General features: G+C 57.2%; 15 protein-coding genes. 12 read left to right on the top strand and 3 right to left on the bottom strand.

The annotated features are described in order from the left end of the window. Nucleotides 1-101: 101 nt before the first annotated feature. Nucleotides 102-857 (top strand): RadC family protein, encoded by a 756-nt coding sequence (radC, locus tag AVO44_RS17380; protein ID WP_068339746.1) that lies wholly within the window; start codon nucleotides 102-104, stop codon nucleotides 855-857. Between the two features lie 3 nt (nucleotides 858-860). Here radC and AVO44_RS17375 read toward each other — a convergent pair whose 3' ends face one another. The 3 genes from AVO44_RS17375 to secA form a co-directional block, all read right to left on the bottom strand. After that, complete coding sequence (locus AVO44_RS17375) at nucleotides 861-2,417, bottom strand: phosphate ABC transporter substrate-binding/OmpA family protein (RefSeq protein WP_068339743.1); 1,557 nt, start codon at nucleotides 2,415-2,417, stop codon at nucleotides 861-863. A 25-nt stretch (nucleotides 2,418-2,442) separates the two neighbouring features. After that, a complete protein-coding gene (locus AVO44_RS17370; RefSeq protein ID WP_068339740.1) occupies nucleotides 2,443-3,366 on the bottom strand; it encodes a hypothetical protein in 924 nt (307 codons plus the stop codon). 100 nt (nucleotides 3,367-3,466) lie between these two features. Further along, on the bottom strand, nucleotides 3,467-6,184 hold the full coding sequence (gene secA / locus AVO44_RS17365; protein WP_068339737.1) for a preprotein translocase subunit SecA: 2,718 nt from the start codon (nucleotides 6,182-6,184) through the stop codon (nucleotides 3,467-3,469). 176 nt (nucleotides 6,185-6,360) lie between these two features. On the opposite strand from secA, the gene AVO44_RS17360 reads away from it, so the two are divergent. From AVO44_RS17360 to AVO44_RS17310, 11 genes are all read left to right on the top strand, one after another. Continuing rightward, on the top strand, nucleotides 6,361-7,209 hold the full coding sequence (locus AVO44_RS17360; protein WP_068339734.1) for a peptidylprolyl isomerase: 849 nt from the start codon (nucleotides 6,361-6,363) through the stop codon (nucleotides 7,207-7,209). Between the two features lie 5 nt (nucleotides 7,210-7,214). Continuing rightward, nucleotides 7,215-8,441 carry a bifunctional glutamate N-acetyltransferase/amino-acid acetyltransferase ArgJ gene (gene argJ, locus AVO44_RS17355; protein WP_068339731.1) on the top strand — a complete coding sequence of 409 codons (1,227 nt, stop codon included), beginning with the start codon at nucleotides 7,215-7,217 and terminating at the stop codon, nucleotides 8,439-8,441. Next, nucleotides 8,438-8,836: an 8-oxo-dGTP diphosphatase MutT gene (gene mutT / locus AVO44_RS17350; RefSeq protein WP_068339728.1), complete on the top strand. Its 399-nt coding sequence runs from the start codon at nucleotides 8,438-8,440 to the stop codon at nucleotides 8,834-8,836. The genes argJ and mutT overlap by 4 nt, the downstream gene beginning before the upstream one ends. Before the next feature lie 365 nt (nucleotides 8,837-9,201). Then, on the top strand, nucleotides 9,202-11,175 hold the full coding sequence (locus tag AVO44_RS17345) for an AMP-binding protein (protein ID WP_068339724.1): 1,974 nt from the start codon (nucleotides 9,202-9,204) through the stop codon (nucleotides 11,173-11,175). Between the two features lie 78 nt (nucleotides 11,176-11,253). Further along, nucleotides 11,254-12,072, top strand: coding sequence for an ABC transporter ATP-binding protein (locus AVO44_RS17340; protein ID WP_068339720.1), 819 nt, complete (start codon nucleotides 11,254-11,256; stop codon nucleotides 12,070-12,072). A 29-nt stretch (nucleotides 12,073-12,101) separates the two neighbouring features. After that, nucleotides 12,102-13,088, top strand: coding sequence for a branched-chain amino acid ABC transporter permease (locus tag AVO44_RS17335; protein WP_068339716.1), 987 nt, complete (start codon nucleotides 12,102-12,104; stop codon nucleotides 13,086-13,088). A gap of 2 nt (nucleotides 13,089-13,090) precedes the next feature. Beyond that, nucleotides 13,091-13,348, top strand: a complete 258-nt coding sequence (locus AVO44_RS17330; protein ID WP_068339714.1) for a hypothetical protein — start codon at nucleotides 13,091-13,093, stop codon at nucleotides 13,346-13,348. A 3-nt stretch (nucleotides 13,349-13,351) separates the two neighbouring features. Further along, nucleotides 13,352-14,428 carry a branched-chain amino acid ABC transporter permease gene (locus AVO44_RS17325; protein WP_068339710.1) on the top strand — a complete coding sequence of 359 codons (1,077 nt, stop codon included), beginning with the start codon at nucleotides 13,352-13,354 and terminating at the stop codon, nucleotides 14,426-14,428. 72 nt (nucleotides 14,429-14,500) lie between these two features. Further along, nucleotides 14,501-15,781 (top strand): ABC transporter substrate-binding protein, encoded by a 1,281-nt coding sequence (locus AVO44_RS17320; RefSeq protein ID WP_068339706.1) that lies wholly within the window; start codon nucleotides 14,501-14,503, stop codon nucleotides 15,779-15,781. A gap of 73 nt (nucleotides 15,782-15,854) precedes the next feature. Beyond that, nucleotides 15,855-16,688 (top strand): ABC transporter ATP-binding protein, encoded by an 834-nt coding sequence (locus AVO44_RS17315; protein ID WP_068339703.1) that lies wholly within the window; start codon nucleotides 15,855-15,857, stop codon nucleotides 16,686-16,688. Between the two features lie 19 nt (nucleotides 16,689-16,707). Continuing rightward, on the top strand, nucleotides 16,708-17,928 hold the full coding sequence (locus tag AVO44_RS17310) for a phenylacetate--CoA ligase family protein (RefSeq protein WP_068339954.1): 1,221 nt from the start codon (nucleotides 16,708-16,710) through the stop codon (nucleotides 17,926-17,928). Nucleotides 17,929-17,992 lie beyond the last annotated feature (64 nt).

Genomic DNA, 17,992 nt, shown 5'->3' with positions numbered 1-17,992 from the left:
GTCCGTATCATGCCCATCGACCAATGAAGGCGTGATCTGGCGCACAGCAAAAGTCAGGCGCGTTAACCTTTCAGAAACCGATTCTGCGCCAATCTTAGCGCATGACAAAGGACGCCTTCGCCGAAGCCCCCTCATTGTTCGAAAGCGACGAAGCCCCGGTGGCGCCGCTGCCTTCTGGGCGGTTGCCGTCATACATCAAAGACCACCGCAAACGCCTGCGCGAAAGGTTCATGTCCGGCGGGTCTGCCGCGATGCCGGATTACGAGCTGCTCGAGCTTGTGTTGTTTCGATCTATCCCCCGCCAGGATGTAAAACCGCTGGCACGGGCTTTGATGGACACGTTTGGCGACTTCAACCGTGTTCTGACTGCGCCCGAAGAACGGTTGCGCCAGATCAAGGGCGTCGGTGATACGGTGATCACCGATCTGAAAATCCTCGAAGCCTGTGCCCATCGCATGGCCCGTGCAAGGGTGATGCAGCGGCATGTGATCTCGGGTTGGGATGCGCTGCTGGACTATTGCCATACGACGATGGCCCATCGCGAGACCGAGCAGTTCCGCGTCTTCTATCTGGATCGCAAGAACGTGTTGATCGCGGATGAGGAGCAAGCCAAGGGCACCGTTGATCACGTCCCGGTCTATCCGCGCGAGGTGGCAAAACGTGCGCTGGAACTAAATGCCTCGGCGCTTATTCTCGTGCACAATCACCCGTCCGGTGATCCGACGCCGTCACAATCGGATATCGACATGACCAACCGGATACAAGACGCTTGTCTTGCGCTGGGGCTAACGTTGCACGACCATCTGATAATCGGCAAATCGACCGAGCTGAGCTTTCGCTCGCAGGGGTATCTGTAATCGCTATCTTACCCAAACCTCGACCCGGCGATTTACTTTGCGGCCCCAACTTGTGTCGTCGCATGCCATTGGCATCGCCTCTCCAAAGGCGTCGACCTCAAGGCTTACACGCTCGGGGATCGCGGTTTCCACGGCTGCCAGTACCGCGTTGCGTACTGTTTTCGCGCGCAGCAAAGCAATTCTGTTATTGGCAGCAGCCGCACCGTCGCCGTCGCTGAAGCCGACGAAGACCAGTTGCCGTACGTCCAGTGTGCCGGCTTCGAGCAGCTGCGCAAGTTGCTGGATATTTGATCGCGATTGCGCATCGGGACGGGAAGAACCGGCCTCGAACCGGAAAGAAAGGGATAGACGGGACATCGGTCTGAGAGTGTTGATCATACGCTGCAACTCTTCCAGCCCGACCCCGGAACCGCCGGATGCCACGGCATTGGCCAAACGATGTCCTTGAGGGCCGATACCCAGTCTTTCGGGGGCTTGATCCACAAATCCCGCGCTGCGGATAACCATCTGAGCATCGGTGCTTTGGGTATAGGCCAAAAATTGTCGCGCGATCCGGGGCAAGCGACGCTCGGGCAGGTAAAGAAACATGGGAAATGTTAGCGGGTAATCTTCGGTCTTTATCGCCTGCCGCGTGGCCCTCAGAACATGGCCGCATCCACCGGTCAAGGGCAACGCGCGAGCTGCGTCAGCTTCGGCCTGGCTGGCAATACCAAGGGCAAACGGGTCGTTGGCAACAGCGAGAACCAGATCGCTGCTGCGATCATACCGCTGAGCATGCTCAGGCGGTTCGTCAGTTGCCGTCGATAGCAAATGATCCTCTATACCCTGAGCCAAACCTGACTGTGCATCGGGGAGGTGCAGCGCAATGGGTGCGTCCGGCCCGCCCAGAGCAGACCAATTGTCGATAGCGCCAGACAGCACAAGCGCCAAATCTGCCGGCGAAATATGGGGTACCGGATTGTCAGGCGCGACAATGGGCACCAAGGCGTTTAAAGCCACGACGCGCGACCGTCGTGTGCGGGTCAGATCACCCAACCCGGCCTGCTCGGCTGCCTCTTGTTCGCCGGGGCGAATTTCGCGCAACGCCATCACGATATCGGCCCTATCTGCGGTGAAATCAGTAAAGCCCTTGCTCGTGTTCCCGATATTGAAGAAGAAGCGCCCAAGTGGTGTATCGCGCCCGTCCCGGTACAGTTCATAGGTCAGAGTACCCGGCGCAGAGTCACCAGGCTTCATCGACAAACCTTCCTGATCTGCAAATCCTATCAGCAGGGCTGGCATAACTTTCTCTGCCATGACCGATGACCCTGAGAACCGCAATTCGGCCACGAAATCTGTAAGATTGGGGCAGCCGGGACCATCGCATGTAACGCCGGACCCATCGACCGTAAGCTCACCAAACTGGGTGTCGATACGATAGAATTCCCCGTCAAAGCCCAGCAGGGTGCCGGTCACTTCGATTTTGCCGTCATGCGACGTCAGCGCAATGTCCTGAGCGTGAACGGCTGTGGTGATTGTCGCCGAAAAAAGTGCGGCTGCCACCACACGAAGAAATGTCATCTGAAGTTCAAGCCTGCCTGCGGATTTAGTTTGCCGCAATTGTCAGGTTTTGGAACAAATTATTCAACACCAGAAACTCACCAGTTCTGGAACAGTCCGGGAAATTCAGCATCAGATCACGCGACTGCAAGCTTTGCCCGTCTCGCAAGTCCAGCAATTGAATATTCAGATCCCTGCCGCAACTTTCCGGAGTAACTTCGGCCTCGACCGTCAATTCTATCGAACCGGAGCGGTCTGTCTGTGCCGCAGGAAAGGAATAAATTTCGACATTGCGGGCATCGGCAAACGCGGGCTGAGCCATATGTACGACGTTCCCTGTGCCCTGCGCATCAGCGTCCGATGACACATGACCGACGTCGCCATAGCTTGCACCGAATTCCAACGCATGTATTTGCAAGTCGGCCTCGCCCTGCCATTGCACGGCAACGCGTGAATATTGCCCAAGGTCAGGGACATGCGTGGTCGCTACGGTTCCTTTCTGATCCTCAAATGAGATCAGGAAAATCGCGTATTCCGACAGGGCCGGAACCGTCAGAGTCAGTGCTCCATGTTCGTCTGTCAGCTGAGTTACCGTCAAACCGCTATGATGCACTTCGACCCGCTGATTGCCGTGGCAGGGCGCCTTGACGCGCAACTGCGCGGCTGCGCCAGGTACGGCATACGCCCGGGCGCTGACGCTGCAATCTACACGGTCCGAGGGGGTCGACCGATTGGGTTGCAGCGTCCGTGGTACAGAAGTGGTATGGGCGCGTGTTCCGTAGGCAGGGGTCGAGGAGGTCAGCACAATACCCTCAAGCCCGGAAACATCTGCGTTCTGATTGATGGCAACGTGATCGGAACCCTGCGCGGGATCAGACCACACAGGAAGTCCATTCTGCATCAGGTAACCGATAGCCAGCGCACAAACGACAGTACCGCCGGTTGTCACGTAATTCTTTATTACAAACAAAACACCCTCCCCAGTTGAAGGAGCGAGTCGCATGTTGATACCCAATCACGGCCAATGTGTGGCCGTGAGGGGGACTCAATGTGTCGCGAATGTTTGAATGTCAGGTCAGTCGCCCGTGGCAGTGTTTGAATTTCTTGCCCGATCCGCAGGGGCATGGATCGTTGCGCGATGGGTTACCCCAGGTTGAAGGGTCATCTTCGACAAAGCCGGGCCGCGCATCACCCGAGGCCTTGGCCTCAGCCACGGCTTCGGCTTTGACAGCCGCCTGATCAACGGCTTTCTGGGCCTGCGCCTGTTGGGCTGCCATCTCGGCCAGCATCTCGCGCTGTTCTTCTTCTGTAAGAGGACGCACGCGAGACAATTGCTGAGTTACGGTTTCCCGCAAGGAATCCAGCATGCTTTCGAAAAGCTGGAAGCTTTCATTCTTGTATTCGTTAAGCGGGTCGCGTTGTGCATAGCCACGGAAGCCAACGACCGAACGCAGATGTTCCAGCGTCAGTAAGTGTTCGCGCCATTTGCTGTCGATGGTTTGCAGCAAGACCTGCTTTTCGATGTTGCGCATGTTTTCCGGGCCAAAGGCCACGGCCTTTTGCGCCATCATCTCGTCAGCGGCTTTGACCAGACGCTCGCGCACCTGTTCGTCATCCACGCCCTCTTCGGCAGCCCAATCCTGAACCGGGGCATCGATGGTCAGCTTTTCCTTGATCGCCTCGTGCAGACCGTCAGTGTCCCATTGGTCGGCATAGGATTTTGGCGGCATATATTCGTCGATCAGATCGTCGATCACCTGTTCACGCATGTCCGAGACGATCTCGGACAGGTCATCCGAAGACATGATCTCGCGCCGCTGGCTGAACACGACCTTTCGCTGGTCGTTCATCACGTCGTCGAATTTCAAAACGTTCTTGCGCATGTCGAAGTTGCGGCCTTCGACCTTGGATTGCGCGCGTTCCAGCGACTTGTTCACCCAAGGGTGGACGATCGCCTCGCCTTCTTTCATGCCCAGCGTGGTCAGCACCTTATCGAGCCGTTCCGAACCGAAGATACGCATCAGATCGTCTTCGAGGCTGAGGTAGAAAGCCGTCCGCCCCGGATCGCCCTGGCGACCCGAACGGCCCCGCAGCTGATTGTCGATCCTGCGACTTTCGTGGCGCTCAGATGCCATCACGTACAGGCCGCCGGCGGCCAGAACCTTTTCTTTTTCTTCGGCGTGGCGTGCCTCTTCCGCTGCGCGCAGTTCGGCCGGATCGGCTTCGGGGTTTTCGGCCAGCGCCTGTAGAACCTTCATCTCGACATTGCCGCCCAACTGAATGTCGGTGCCGCGCCCTGCCATGTTGGTGGCAATCGTGACCGCACCAAGACGACCCGCATCGGCGACGATTTGCGCCTCTTGCTCATGCTGGCGGGCATTCAGAACATTGTGCGCAATGCCTTCTTTTTGCAGCATCTGGCTCAGCAGCTCGGATTTTTCGATCGAAGTGGTGCCGAGCAAAACAGGCTGGCCCTTGGCTTGCGCCTCTTTGGTTTCCGCGATCATCGCAGTGTATTTCTCGGCGGCCGTGCGATAAACCTGATCGTCTTCGTCCACACGGGCAATCGGTTTATTGGTCGGAACCTCGACCACGCCCAGACCGTAGATTTCTTGAAATTCCTCTGCCTCGGTCAGCGCCGTGCCGGTCATACCGCCCAGCTTGTCATATAGGCGGAAGTAATTCTGGAACGTCACGCTGGCCAGTGTCACGTTTTCCGGTTGGATTGCCACGCCTTCTTTGGCTTCGATGGCCTGGTGCAGACCTTCGGACAGACGGCGACCCGGCATCATGCGGCCAGTGAACTCGTCGATCAGAACAACGTTTCCATCGCGAACGATGTAATCCTTGTCGCGCGTGAACAGCTTGTGCGCGCGCAGACCCTGGTTGACGTGGTGCACGACCGTGGTGCTTTCGGGATCGTAAAGCGAGTACCCTTCGGGGATCAGCCCGGCGGCAATCAGTTGCTCTTCCAGAAACTCATTGCCCTCATCCGTGAAGGTCACATTGCGGGACTTCTCATCCAGGGTGAAGTGATCATCGCTCAGCGACGGGATCAGGCCGTCAATCGCAGTATACAAGTCCGAGCGATCCTGCGACGGGCCCGAGATGATCAGCGGTGTCCGCGCCTCGTCGATCAGGATCGAATCAACTTCGTCCACGATCGCGAAGTTATGGTATTTCTGGTAGATCTCGGCCAGATCGGCCTTCATGTTGTCGCGCAGGTAGTCAAAACCCAGCTCATTATTCGTGGCATAGGTAATGTCACAGGCGTAGGCGGCCTTTTTCTCGGCATCGGGCTGGCCCGACCAGATCACGCCGGTCGTCATTCCAACAGCGGCAAAGACCTTACCCATCCATTCCGAGTCGCGCTTGGCCAGGTATTCGTTCACCGTGACCACATGCACACCCTTGCCGGTCAGCGCGTTCAGGTAGGCGGGGAAGGTGGCAACCAGTGTCTTGCCCTCACCCGTTTTCATTTCCGAGATATTGCCCTGATGCAGAAATGCACCGCCCATCAGCTGTACGTCAAAGGCCCGCAGACCCAACGCACGCTTGGCGCCTTCGCGGACGTTGGCAAATGCTTCTGGCAGCAGATCATCAAGGCTTTCACCGTCCAGCGCGCGCTGGCGCAGCTCTTCGGTTTTTTCCTTCAGGCCGTCATCTGACAGTTTCTCGAACTCGGGCTCCAGCGCGTTAATCTTTTCGATCAGCGGGCGGGTCGCCTTGATCTTTCGGTCATTCGGTGTTCCGAACACCTTTTTGGCGAGCGTTCCGAGTCCCAGCATGTTCACTCCAGCGGATCAATTCTTGTCTTGGTTGCGACAGGCTTGCCCACCTTGCGCGCAACCCATAGATACGGGGGGTGAAAGGCGGCCCTGTCCAAGGCTTCAAAGCGATGTAAGCGGCAGGTTCCAGAGTGTCAACGCTGTGCCCTGTCGCGGCCAAGAAATAGGATGATTCCATGCCCAAACGCCTCACTTTTCTGCCCTCGGTGGCGCTTGCCACCGTGATGGCCCTGCCGCTGGCCGCTGAAACAAAACCTGACGCAAGCACCGTGATCGCGCGTGTAAATGGTGATGAGATCACATTGGGTCACGTCATCGCGACCGCTGCCGTTCTGCCCGAGCAGTATCAGCAGATCGAGGATGACGTTCTGTATGAACTGATCATCGACCAGCTTATTCAGCAGCAATTGCTTGGCCAGCAGCAGGAAGCGCTTACCAAGCTGAATACCTTGGCGCTTGAGAATGAGGCGCGCTCACTACGTGCCGTGCAGACAGTGAATGCGCTGATTGAGGAAAACCTGACCGATGAGGCGATTCAGGAAGCGTATGACGCGAAATACGCGGATTTCGAGGGTTTAGACGAATTCAATGCCAGCCATATCCTTGTCGAAACCGAAGAAAAAGCCACTGAGCTTAAGGAACAACTGGATGGCGGGGCCGATTTTGCGGAACTGGCCAAAGAACATTCCACTGGTCCGTCCGGGCCAAACGGCGGGGAATTGGGCTGGTTCGGGCCCGGTCAGATGGTGCCTGAGTTTGAGGCCGCGGTGATTGCGCTGGAAAAAGGTCAGGTTTCCGCGCCTGTGCAAACCCAATTTGGCTGGCATGTTGTCACTCTGAACGACAAGCGCAAAACCGAGGCGCCTGAGCTGGATCAGGTACGCGCAGAACTGGCCCAGACTTTGCAACAAGGCGTGATTCAGGCCCAGATCGACGACCTGACCCAAGCAGCCGAGATCGAGCGCCCCGCGCTTGAGGGGGCCGGCCCAGAAGTGATGCGCCAGATCGAACTGATTCAGGAGTAAACCCCGTGGCGACGATCACTAAGGTTTCCCCGCTGGCACCGGCGGCATTTCCCGATTTGCCCGCGATTGACGGGGTGCGCTTTGCGACTGTTGAAGCTGGTGTGCGCTATCAGGGGCGCACCGACGTTATGCTTGCGGTGCTGGACCCGGGAACCTCGGTGGCTGGGGTATTTACGCGATCCAAGACCCGTGCGGCCCCGGTTCTGGACTGTCAGGCCAAGATTGGCGGGCCATCTGAAGGACCGGCAGCTATTCTTGTGAATTCTGGCAATGCCAACGCCTTTACCGGACATTACGGTCAAACCTCGGTGGCTGAAGTGACCCAAGCAGTGTCCAAAGCCACCGGCGTTCCGGTCGAGCGGGTTTTTACCTCGTCGACCGGCGTTATAGGCGAGCCGTTGCCCCATGACCGCATCATAACCCAGCTTGAGGTGTTGAAATCCGGATTCAGCCGCCACGCGATCGAGGATGCCGCGCGGGCTATCATGACGACGGATACGTTTCCGAAAGGAGCATCGGCGCAGGTTGAGATTGAAGGTAAAACAGTCTCTATTGCGGGGATTGCGAAGGGTTCCGGTATGATTGCGCCGGACATGGCGACCATGTTGGTCTACATCTTCACCGATGCGCAGGTCGACCAATCGGCGTTGCAGACGATGTTGTCGGCGCAGACTGATCGCACCTTCAACTGTATCACGGTCGACAGCGACACTTCGACTTCGGATACGTTGCTGTTGTGCGCAACCGGCGCATCTGGCGTGGACGCAACCGGGAATTCGGCGTTTGCCGAAGCGCTGGAACGCGTGATGCTGGATCTTGCGCAGCAAGTGGTGCGTGATGGTGAGGGGGCCACGAAATTCTTAGAAATTTGCGTAACCGGGGCGGCTTCGGACGCGGATGCAAAGGTACACGGTCTTGCCATTGCAAACTCGCCGCTGGTGAAAACCGCCATCGCGGGCGAAGACCCGAACTGGGGTCGTGTTGTCATGGCCATCGGCAAATCTGGCGCTGCGGCGGATCGCGACCTGCTCAGCATTCGTTTCGGGGACATACTTGTGGCCGAAAAGGGTTGGGTCAGCCCTGAGTATCGTGAGGAAGACGCCGCTGCTTACATGAAAGGTCAGGATCTTGTGATCTCGGTCGATCTGGGGCTGGGTGATGGCAGTGCCACGGTTTGGACCTGCGATTTGACCCACGGCTACATTCAGATCAACGCGGATTATCGGTCGTGAAAACTGTATTAGTGTCTGCTGTTGCCCTGATTGACGTAGAGGGCAGGGTGCTGCTGGCGCAGCGCCCGGAGGGCAAATCCATGGCTGGCCTGTGGGAGTTCCCCGGCGGCAAAATCGAACCCGGTGAAACCCCCGAGGCCGCCCTGATCCGCGAATTGCACGAGGAATTGGGGATCGACACCTGGGCCTCGTGCCTCGCCCCGCTGACGTTTGCGAGCCACAGTTATGATAATTTCCACCTGCTGATGCCGCTATTTGCCTGCCGCAAATGGGACGGCATCCCGCAGTCGAAAGAGGGTCAGGCTTTGAAATGGGTGCGAGCAAATGACCTGCGGAACTATCCAATGCCTGCGGCCGACGTGCCGCTGATTCCGATATTAAGAGATTGGTTGTGAGGGAAAAGAACTGGATTTTCCGACATGAACCCGGTGTTGGAAGTTCTTCAGAAAGAATCAGTCGAGTTCTGTGCCGGAAAACGGATTTGAAAGAAGCGATCGGTGATATGATCGCTGGGAATGAATTCAAAACGCATCTTCTGTCAAATCATGAATGCTTAGAAATCTACGCAAGCTAAATATGATTTCTTGTGACAAAAACGTGGTGTCCGCCCCTGTTACAATTCGTAAGAATTGAGAAAACATCAGGAAATAGTTGACGCTGATCGTGCACGCGTTCCTTAATCGGGGCGCTGGCGTCCGGGGGCTTCCTCGGGTCCGCCGTTTCTGGCCAGAGGAGAGGCCGGATTGGGAGGAGAGAAAGATTGGCTCAGACGCAGTCGGGCGCAGAAGGGTTAGTTTCCCTTCCTGCGCTGCTACACCGTAATGCGACGCAGTTCGGGGATGCCCCGGCCTATCGGGAAAAAGAATTCGGAATCTGGCAGTGCTGGACCTGGGCGGAGACCGCCGCCGAGGTGCGCGCCCTGGCGCTGGGCTTGCTGGAGCTTGGCGTTGAAAAAGGCGACCACATCGCCGTGATTGGTCGCAACCGCCCGGCACATTATTGGTCAATGGTGGCCGCACAGATGGTCGGTGCTGTACCCGTTCCGCTATATCAAGATGCCGTGGCCGAAGAGATGGCCTATGTAATGGAGCATTGCGGTGCAAAATACGTGGTCTGCGGCGATCAGGAGCAAGTCGACAAGGTCATCGAGATCCAAGAGAACCTGCATCAGGTCAATCAGATTCTCTATACCGACAAACGCGGAATGCGGAAGTATGACCATTCCCAGATGAACGCGCTGGACGACATCATGGCTGAGGGTCGCGCAGGGCATCAGCGGTTCGATGCGGAACTGGATAAGCGCATTGCCGACATCACCTATGACGACACCTGCGTGATGCTTTATACGTCCGGCACCACGGGTAAACCCAAGGGCGTTGTGCTGTCGAACAGAAACGTTATCGAAAGCGCCAAGAACTCGGCGGAGTTCGACCACCTGACCCGCAATGAGGATATCCTGTCCTACCTGCCGATGGCGTGGGTGGGTGATTTCATTTTCTCGATCGGTCAGGCCTATTGGTGCGGCTTCTGTGTGAACTGCCCCGAAAGCGCTGACACGATGATGACCGACCTTCGCGAAATCGGGCCGACCTATTTCTTTGCTCCGCCGCGCGTGTTCGAAACGCAGCTGACCAACGTGATGATCCGGATGGAGGACGCGGGCAAGCTGAAGCAGCGCATGTTCCACTATTTCATGGCCCATGCCAAAAAAGTCGGTGGATTGCTTCTGGACGGTAAACCTGTGGGTTTTGGCGACCGGATGAAATACGCGCTGGGCAACCTGCTGGTTTACGGCCCGCTCAAAGATACGTTGGGCTATGGTCGTTTCCGGGTTGGCTATACCGCGGGCGAGGCGATCGGGCCCGAGATTTTCGATTTCTATCGCTCGCTGGGTATCAACCTGAAGCAGCTTTACGGTCAGACCGAGGCCACCGTATTTATCACCGTGCAGCCAGATGGCGAAGTGCGTGCGGACACGGTTGGCGTTCCTGCACCGGACGTTGAACTGAAGATCGATGAAAACGGCGAAATCCACTACCGCTCACCCGGTGTGTTCGTCGAGTATTTCAAGAACCCCGACTCGACCGCTTCAACCAAGGATGCCGAAGGCTGGGTGGCCACAGGCGATGCTGGATTTATCGAGGAAGACACAGGGCATCTGCGCATCATCGACCGTGCCAAGGATGTCGGCAAAATGGCTGACGGCTCAATGTTCGCGCCGAAATACGTCGAGAACAAGCTCAAGTTTTATCCCGATATTCTTGAAGTCGTCGTGTTCGGCAATAACCGGGATTACTGTGTTGCGTTCATCAATATCGACCTGACGGCGGTAGGCAACTGGGCCGAGCGGAATAACGTCGCCTATGCGTCGTATCAGGAACTGGCGGGCCACCCCCGCGTATTGGAGACCATTCGCAACCACGTGGAAGCGGTGAATAAGTCGGTCGCTGCGGACGAGATGTTGTCAGGCTGCCAAGTGCATCGTTTCGTGGTGCTGCACAAGGAACTGGATGCGGATGATGGTGAAATGACCCGCACGCGAAAAGTGCGCCGCGGGTTCGTTGAGACCAAATTCCAGGACATCATCGACGCGCTTTATGACGGGTCCCAGACTATTTCGACCACGACCGAAGTGACCTATGAGGACGGTCGCAAGGGTTCGATCAGCGCGACACTTCAGATCGTCGATGCGCCGGTTGTTCCGGTTGGCCAGCACAAGGTGGCGGCGGAATGAGGGCCTGTCGCGCGCCGCTTGACCTGCGGTCATCGCCCCGCCCGCCGTCCCGTTTTTGCGAACACCAAGGAGTGACAGATGCTGGATAACACCGAAGGATATGTCACCGAGGACGGCCGCAAGATCGGCGGAGTGGTGATGGAGATGAAGAACATCACCTTGCGATTTGGCGGTGTGGTGGCGATCAAGGATATCTCGTTTGACATTCGCGAAGGCGAGATTCGCGCGATCATCGGGCCGAACGGCGCGGGCAAGTCCTCGATGCTCAACGTGATCTCGGGGTTCTATGTCCCGCAGGAAGGTGAGGTCTGGTTTCATGGGTCCAAGCGCCCGCCGATGCGGCCTTATGAGGTTGCGCGCCAGGGGATTGCACGGACGTTTCAGAACATCGCTCTGTTCGAAGGTATGAGCGTGCTGGACAACGTCATGACTGGGCGGTTGAACTACATGAAGACGAACATCCTTCAGCAGGCGGTGTGGAAGGGCAAGGCCGAGGCGGAAGAGGTAGAAAACCGCGAGGCTGTGGAAAAGATCATCGATTTTCTGGAAATCCAGCATATCCGCAAGACGCCGGTGTCGCGCCTGCCTTACGGGTTGAAGAAACGCGTCGAATTGGCCCGTGCCCTGGCGGCAGAACCCAAGCTGCTGCTGCTGGATGAGCCGATGGCCGGCATGAACGTCGAAGAGAAAGAGGATATGAGCCGCTTTATCCTCGATGTGAACGACGAATTTGGCACCACCATCGCATTGATCGAACACGATATGGGCGTGGTCATGGACCTGAGCGACCGCGTCGTGGTGATGGACTACGGCAAGAAGATCGGCGACGGCACCCCGGACGAAGTGCGTAGCAACCAAGACGTCATCGACGCCTATCTCGGGGTCAGCCATGACTGAACATCAGACAGACATGAGGAGAGGCGCAGATGCCTGAACAACTCGTTTTCGCGATGGAGGTCATCCTCAACGGCCTGATGGCGGGGGTGCTTTACGCTCTGGTCGCGCTGGGTTTTGTGCTGATCTACAAAGCCTCGGGGATTTTTAACTATGCCCAAGGGGTCATGGCCCTGTTTGCAGCGATGACATTGGTCGGGATCATGAACGGTCAGGTACCTTTTGCGCATCTGATAAACGCGACCTTTGGCACGCATATCCACTATTTTGGCTGGAATGTGCCTGCACTGCTGGCGATTCTGCTTACAATGGCCGTCATGGTGTTTCTGGCTTGGGCTGTGCAGCGCTTTGTCATGCGGCACTTGGTCGGGCAAGAGCCGATCATCCTGTTCATGGCCACAATTGGTCTGGCCTATTTCCTTGAAGGCGTGGCCGACCTCATGTGGGGGTCCGAGATCAAGACACTGGATGTCGGCCTGCCACAAGGCATCAACCTGTCGATTGATGAGGCTACCTTCAACATCTTTGGTTATGGTTTCTTTATCGACAATCTGGACATTGTAGCCACGGTGATCGCCGCCCTTCTGGTGGCGGGCTTGGTGGCCTTCAGCCAGTATACCAAACAGGGCCGGGCTATGCGCGCCGTGGCAGATGATCACCAGGCGGCGCTGTCGGTCGGTATCTCGCTGAACTTCATCTGGATCATGGTGTGGTCGGTGGCCGGGTTCGTGGCGCTGGTCGCAGGGATCATGTGGGGCACCAAGTCGGGTGTGCAGTTCTCGCTGTCGCTGATCGCGCTCAAGGCGCTACCAGTGCTGATGCTGGGCGGCTTTACCTCAATCCCCGGCGCCATCGTCGGCGGGCTGATCATCGGTGTGGGCGAGAAGCTGTTCGAGTTCGCCGTGGGCCCGCTGGTCGGCGGCGCGACCGAGAACTGGTTTGCCTATGTGCTGGCTCTGATCTTCCTCGTATTCCGGCCGCAGGGTCTGTTTGGCGAGAAGATCATTGAGAGGGTCTAGCCGTGCAGAAATTGATCGCCATCATCAACGTGGTTGCGTGGGCGGGCTTCTGGGCCTTTGGCTACATCGCACTCACCTCGGACGATCTGACCGACAGCCAACTGGTCGTGGCCGCGATTCTCGCCTTTGCGGGACTGGTGACCGGGGTACTGGCCTACATGAAACTGGTGCGCAGCTCCGAGGCGAGCGGATACGCCAAAGGTTCGAACCAACTGGATGCCGAAGCGCGCAACCGGGCGCAGCAAGAGTGGGAGAAGTAAAGTATGTTCTACCGTGAGGCCGGGGATTTCAAAACCTCCTACATTGATGACAACCAGACCTTTCCGATCAAGTTTGACCGGTATCGCTATTATGTCGTCCTTGCCGTGGCGTTTGGGATCATCCCGTTTGTGATGAATGACTACCTTGCCAACGCGCTGCTCTTGCCATTCCTGATCTATGCGATTGCTGCAATCGGTCTGAACATCCTTGTGGGATATTGCGGACAGGTCTCGCTGGGTACTGGTGGTTTCATGGCTGTAGGCGCTTATGCCTGCTACAAGCTGATGACCGCCTTCCCGGACGTCAGCATGTTTATTCATGTGATCCTTGCGGGTGGGATTACCGCAATCGTCGGCGTTCTGTTCGGCTTGCCGAGCCTGCGGATCAAAGGGTTCTATCTGGCGGTAGCCACGCTGGCGGCTCAGTTCTTTCTTGTCTGGCTGTTCAACCGGGTGCCCTGGTTTTACAACTATTCCGCCTCGGGCCAGATTAACGCGCCTGAGCGGGACGTTTTCGGCATTGTCATCACTGGCCCAAATGCTTCGGCCTGGGCAACCTATCTGTTCTGCCTGATCTTTCTGACCATTTGCGCCATTATCGCGCGTAACCTGACGCGAGGCACAACGGGGCGGACCTGGATGGCGATCCGCGATATGGATATCGCAGCCGAAATCATCGGGGTGAACCCGTTGAAGGCTAAACTCACTGCTTTTGCTGTCAGCTCGTTCTTCGTTGGCATCTCTGGCGCGTTGTTCTTCTCGGTTTATCTGGGCGCGGTCGAGGTCGGAGAGGTGTTTGGCATCCAGAAATCATTTCTTGTGCTCTTCATGATCATTATCGGCGGGTTAGGCTCTATTTTCGGCTCGTTCGCTGGGGCCGCGTTCCTGGTAACATTGCCCGTGGTGCTGAAGGTTGTCGGGGCTGATTGGCTGGGATGGCCGACCGACATCGTGGCGCATCTTCAGTTGGTGATCGTGGGTGCGCTGATCATCATGTTCCTAATCCTTGAACCGCATGGTCTGGCGCAGTTGTGGCGCCTGGCAAAAGAAAAACTCAGACTCTGGCCGTTCCCGCACTAGGTGCGGCCCAATCAGATAACGGGTGCAAAGCCCGACCATAAACATCGGACCAATCAAGGGAGGATACACCCGATGAAATTGAAACTGGCAACCGTGGCGCTGGGCGCCGCACTGGCGGCAGGCCCGGTCATGGCAGACCTCGTGTTCCCGTCGCTCAGCTATCGCACAGGACCATATGCAGCAAGCGGCATTCCGTTTGCCGATGGCTACGCGGATTACTTCACGCTTTTGAACGAGCGTGACGGTGGTATCGGTGGCGTACCTATTCGGGTCGTGGAATGCGAGACCGGATATAACACCGAAAAAGGTGTGGAATGCTACGAATCCACAAAGGGCGAAGGGGCGCTGCTGTATCAGCCGCTGTCGACTGGCATCACCTATCAGCTGATCCCAAAAACTACCGCTGACGGTATTCCCATGCACACGATGGGTTATGGCCGCACCTCTGCGAAAAACGGTAGTGTGTTCAGCCACACCTTCAACTATCCAGCAAACTACTGGGATGGTGCGTCGGGCGCGATCAACTATTTGCTTGAGGAAAACGGCGGTGATCTGAGCGGTAAGAAAATCGCGTTGGTCTATCATAACTCGGCCTACGGCAAAGAACCGATCCGCACGCTCGAGGAACTTTCCAAGAAGCATGGGTTTGAGCTTGTCGCGCTGCCGGTCGACCATCCGGGTCAGGAACAGAAGTCACAGTGGTTGCAAATCCGTCGTGACCGTCCCGACTTTGTCCTGATGTGGGGTTGGGGTGTGATGAACCAGGTTGCGGTGCAGGAAGCCGCGAACATCCGGTACCCGATGGAAAACTTCATCGGAATCTGGTGGTCTGGTTCCGAAAATGACGTGTTGCCAGCGGGAGAGGCGGCAAACGGTTACAAGGCTCTGACTTTCCACAACGTCGGTTCGGACTATCCGCTTTATGACGACCTGCAGAAATACGTGGTCGACTCAGGCAAAGCGGCCGGTGCCGGGGACCAGGTGGGTTCGGTGCTGTACAACCGTGGCATCTATGCTGCGATGTTGGCGGCGGAAGCTGCCAGGAAAGCGCAAGAGATCTCGGGTAACGCTGACATCACCGCCGCCGACATGCGTGACGGAATGGAGGCGTTGGAAATCACCGAAGCACGGATGGCTGAATTGGGGCTGCCAAACTTTGGCCCGGCCTTTTCGGTCAGCTGTGAAAACCATGGCGGGGATGCGCTGGTTGGCGTGACGCAATGGGATGCGGCCAGCAAAACCTGGAGCATGATTTCCGAGTTCAAGCCGACCGACAGCGACGTTATCGGTCCGCTGATTGCCGAAGATTCCGGTAACTACGCATCGGAAAACAACATCGAACCGCGCTGCTGATACGGCGCTTTTGAACACCGGGGCGGCGGACAGCGCCGCCCCGCACCCCACACTCGCTTGAGGATATGCGCAGATGCTGGATGCGGCTCAAACCACCGAAGTTCAGGCGGAAACTCTGCTTGAAGTCAATAATATCGAGGTGATCTACAACCACGTTATCCTTGTGCTCAAAGGGGTCAGCCTGACCGTTCCCAAAGGGGGTATCACGGCGCTGCTGGGTGGCAACGGAGCGGGCAAGACGACGACGCTTAAGGCTGTTTCGAACTTGCTGCACTCGGAACGGGGCGAGGTGACAAAAGGCTCGATCAAGTATCGCGGGACCAGCGTGCATGAAAGCGACCCCGCTGACCTTGTTGAGAAGGGCGTTATCCAGGTTATGGAAGGCCGCCACTGCTTTGAGCATCTGACGGTTGAAGAAAACCTGCTGACCGGCGCCTATACCCGCAAAGATGGAAAGGCTGCAATCCAGCAGGACCTTGAACTTGTTTATACCTATTTCCCACGCCTGAAAGAACGCCGCCGGTCACAGGCGGGATATACCTCGGGCGGTGAACAGCAGATGGTTGCTATGGGCCGTGCTTTGATGTCGCGACCCGAAACGATCCTGCTTGACGAGCCCTCGATGGGGCTTGCCCCGCAGCTTGTCGAAGAAATCTTCGGTATCGTTAAGGATTTGAACGAGAAAGAGGGCGTGTCGTTCCTGTTGGCTGAACAGAATACCAATGTCGCCCTCAGGTTCGCGCATTACGGCTATATCCTGGAATCGGGCCGAGTGGTCATGGATGGGCCGGCCGCTGATCTGCGCGAGAATGCGGATGTAAAGGAATTCTATCTGGGCATGTCTGACGAGGGGCGTAAAAGCTTCCGGGATGTGCGTTCGTATCGCCGCCGCAAGAGATGGCTGTAAGCGGATGGAGGATCAAACCATGACCACTTTCTACGATGCGCTCGAGACCCGCTCCGCCGATCAACGGGCTTCGGATCAGGCGAAGGCTCTGAAGGTTCAGTTGCAGCGGGTGCAGTCCGCGCCGGGCTTCGAGGCGCATCTTGCCGGGGCGGATATTGGCCAGGTTTCCGAAATTGCAGATCTTGTAAAACTGCCGGTTCTGCGCAAGGCGGATCTGGCACAGGCGCAGACGACGCGCCCTCCGTTCGGGGGGTTCACGGTTAAGCCAGCGCGGCATTTTCATCATGTGTTCCAATCCCCCGGCCCGATCTATGAGCCGGGCAGCATTGATCCGGACTGGTGGCGTATGGGTCGCTTTTTGCATGCGGCGGGCGTTGGTCCGGGCGATATTGTTCATAACTGTTTCGGTTATCACCTGACGCCGGCAGGCATGATCTTTGAAAGCGGTGCGCGCGCGGTGGGGGCCGCAGTGCTGCCCGCTGGCACGGGCCAGACAGAATTGCAGGTCACGGCCGCGCGCGATGTGGGCTGTACTGCGTATGCTGGCACGCCGGATTACCTGAAGGTCATTCTGGACAAGGCCGATGAGATGGGCGTGTCGCTGAATTTCAGTTCGGCGGTTGTCGGTGGTGGGGCGCTGTTCCCGTCATTGCGACAGGAATATGCTGACCGGGGAATCTCATGCCTTCAATGCTACGCAACCGCCGATCTGGGCAATATCGCCTATGAAAGCCCCGCGATGGAAGGGATGATCATCGACGAACACGTTATTGTCGAGATTGTCACCCCCGGAACCGGTACCCCCGTGACCGAAGGGGAGGTGGGCGAAGTTGTCGTGACCTCGTTGAATCCAGACTATCCGCTGATCCGCTTTGCAACCGGAGACTTGTCTGCGATCATGCCAGGTCAATCCCCGTGCGGACGCACGAACATGCGGATTAAGGGATGGATGGGTCGGGCTGACCAGACCACCAAGATCAAGGGCATGTTCGTACGGCCTGAGCAAGTGGCAGCATTGGTCGACAAACACGCAGAGATCGTGAAGGCCCGCGTCATCGCAACGCGGCAGGGTGAAATGGACGCTATGACCGTTCAGATCGAAAGCTCTGGCGGGGATGATGCAGCCTACGTGAAATCCGTGGTTGAGGTTCTGAAACTGAAAGGCGCGATTGAGGTCGTGGCCCCCGGAACTTTGCCCAAAGACGGATTGGTGATCGAGGATCAGCGCGTTTACGAATGAGCCAAGCATAGGCTGCGTCCATTTGTGGCGCAGTTTTCTCGCTCAGCCACTGGCTATTCCGAGC

Origin of the sequence: Ruegeria profundi, from assembly GCF_001507545.1 — a bacterium.
In the GTDB taxonomy this organism is placed as follows: Bacteria; Pseudomonadota; Alphaproteobacteria; order Rhodobacterales; family Rhodobacteraceae; genus Ruegeria; species Ruegeria profundi.
Note: the sequence above shows the minus strand (reverse complement) of the source record. Positions and strands in the feature narration are given on the sequence as shown.